We start from the raw sequence: 2,456 nt of genomic DNA, 5'->3' as shown, positions 1-2,456 counted from the left end.
CCCTGCGCGGGCACGGACGACGTCCGCGCCGGCCGCGTCCGCCTCGTCCGATCCGTCGATGGTCAGCTGCCCCGTCCCGAGCGCCTCCGGGCGCAGGTCACGCCGCAGGTAACGCAGAACGAGGTCGGCGAGGTCGAAGGTGCGCTGACCGGGCAGGGCGAGGTAGGCCGCGAGTGCGGTGTCACTGGTGACACCGGCGAGGGAGAACCCGCGGGCGGCAAGTGCCAGCATGGGGCCCTTGACGTCATGAGCGGCCTTGGGACGGTTGTCATCGGCCAGCCACGACGCCAGCGCCGCGTCGTCGTCCGCGGTGAGCCCGATGGGGTCGATCCACGCGCCGACACCGTCGGCGGTGGCGAGCGCAAGACCGGTGACGCTGCCGGTGCCCCGGCCCCAGCTGCCCCGGACGTATACCCCGAGACGTTCGCCGGAGCTCGCGTGTTCGGCCAGCCAGCGCGCCACCTCCCCCGGCGCCAGCACCTGCGTGGTCACCTCGAAACCCTCGTCGGCCTCGGGTTCGACCGCGGCCAGCGCCGTGTACAGCCGCTCCCGCAGCACCCGGAACTGCAAGGTGTCGAAGAGCTGGTGGACGGCCTCCCTGTCCCATGGCCGCAGGTGGAGGTCGGCGGGAGTGACCTCCAGCGGCACGTCGCGGGCCAGCTCGGTCAGTGTCCGGTTACGGATCACGTTGGCCAGGTGCGCGCGCAACGCCGCGCCCGCCTTCCCGCCGACCTCGTCGGCCCGGTCCACCAGAGCGGCCAGCGACCCGAACTGCTGGATCCACTTGGTGGCGGTCTTCTCCCCCACCCCGGGCACCGACGGCAGGTTGTCCGACGGGTCCCCGCGCAGCGCGGCGAAGTCCGGGTACTGCGCCGGGGTGAGACCGTACTTGGCCTCGACCTCGGCGGGGGTGAACCGGGTCATGTCACTGATGCCGCGCCGGGTCATCAGCACCGTCACCCGCTCGTCGACGAGCTGCAGCGCGTCACGGTCGCCGGTGACGACCAGGACCTGCATGCCCAGGGCCGCGCCCTGGGTGGCAAGGGTGGCGATGACGTCGTCGGCCTCGTAACCGGCGGCGGCGACCCCGGCAACGGCGAGGGAGTCGCACACCTGGTGGATGAGGCTGACCTGCCCGACGAAGTCCGCGGGCGTCTCGGCCCGTCCCGCCTTGTACTCGGCGTACTGGGTATGCCGGAAGGTCGGCACCGGAAGGTCCCAGGCCACCGCGACATGGGTGGGCCGTTCGTCCCGCAACACATTGATCAACATCGAGGTGAAGCCGTAGACGGCGTTGGTCGGCTGCCCCGTCGTGGTGGAGAAGTTCTCGACCGGGAGCGCGAAGAACGCCCGGTAGGCCAGGGAGTGGCCGTCGAGGAGGAGCAGCCGCGGTTCGCCTGCCGCCGACGCCGACGCCGCGCTGGCCGCCGGCTTGGCGGAAGCCGCTCGTGACGGACGGCCGACGGTCGCCTTGCCGACGGTGGAGTTGCCGGAGGTCGCGGTTGTGGCGGGCACGACGTCAATTCTATTTACGCCCGCCGCGGGTCCAGCGCCCGGCGCGGGTCCAGCTGCTGCCACCGGCCGGTGTCGGCCCGCCGCGGACCGCGGCGTGCGGCGTGCGGCGTGCGGCGGTTCACCGGCCCGCAGGCCCCAACGTGGGTACGTAGGCTCCTAACGTGACCGATTCGCAGACTTCGCCGGACGCCTTGTCACCGAGCGCCCCGCTGGGTACGCCAGCCTTACCACGTACCGCAACGGCCTCCGGCCCGGACTCCGCCTCCGGCGACCCAGCCGACGGCAGCGCGGGTGCCGACGACGACATCGTCGTGTCCGAGCATGTGACGGCGCTTGATGCGATCAGTGCCCGACGAGGTGAGCTCGCCGAGCGCATGGGCATCACGCTTGTCGAGGCAAGCGCCGACCGCGTGGTTGCGACCATGCCCGTGGAAGGCAACCGGCAGCCTTACGGACTGCTGCACGGCGGCGCCTCGGTGGTGCTGGCCGAAACGATCGGTTCCATCGGCGCCATGCTGACCGCCGGCCCCGCCGGCGTGTCGGTCGGTGTCGAAATCAGCGCCACCCATCACCGGGCGGTGTCGTCCGGGACAATCACCGGTGTCGCGACCCGGGTGCACGCCGGCCGGACGCTCGCCACCTTTGACATTCGGATTACCGATGACGCCGAACGCCCGGTGTGCACGTCTCGCCTCACCTGCATGCTTCGCAACCGCGTGCCGACCGGCAGAAGCGTCACGACACCGACCGGCAGCGGTGACAACAGTTAGTCGGGGCGACTATCCACGAGCCGGGCAATGGGCAGTTATCTGCCCGGCTGCCCGTCCGGCCCGTCGGGTCGCTTCCGACCAGGAGTATGTGTCGACCGTCACGCGGAGAAGGCCGACGGGAAGGTGCGGGGCAGACGGAGCGCGGCTCAATCGACGAGCGGACAGGATCAA

At 71.2% G+C, this 2,456-nt stretch carries 2 protein-coding genes; one reads left to right on the top strand and one right to left on the bottom strand.

Going from position 1 to position 2,456, the window contains the following annotated elements; all coding sequences use genetic code 11:
• Positions 1-1,515 (bottom strand): 5'-3' exonuclease H3TH domain-containing protein (locus tag DD1DGNOD_RS13550; RefSeq protein WP_283234691.1); only part of this gene is annotated, 1,515 nt, incomplete at its 3' end.
• A 161-nt stretch (positions 1,516-1,676) separates the two neighbouring features.
• On the opposite strand from DD1DGNOD_RS13550, the gene DD1DGNOD_RS13545 reads away from it, so the two are divergent.
• Positions 1,677-2,285: a PaaI family thioesterase gene (locus DD1DGNOD_RS13545; RefSeq protein WP_430827803.1), complete on the top strand. Its 609-nt coding sequence runs from the start codon at positions 1,677-1,679 to the stop codon at positions 2,283-2,285.
• Positions 2,286-2,456 lie beyond the last annotated feature (171 nt).

This window comes from Candidatus Protofrankia californiensis, from assembly GCF_900634765.1.
Lineage (GTDB): Bacteria > Actinomycetota > Actinomycetes > Frankiales > Frankiaceae > Protofrankia > Protofrankia californiensis.
This window is presented reverse-complemented; position numbering and strand designations above follow the sequence as displayed.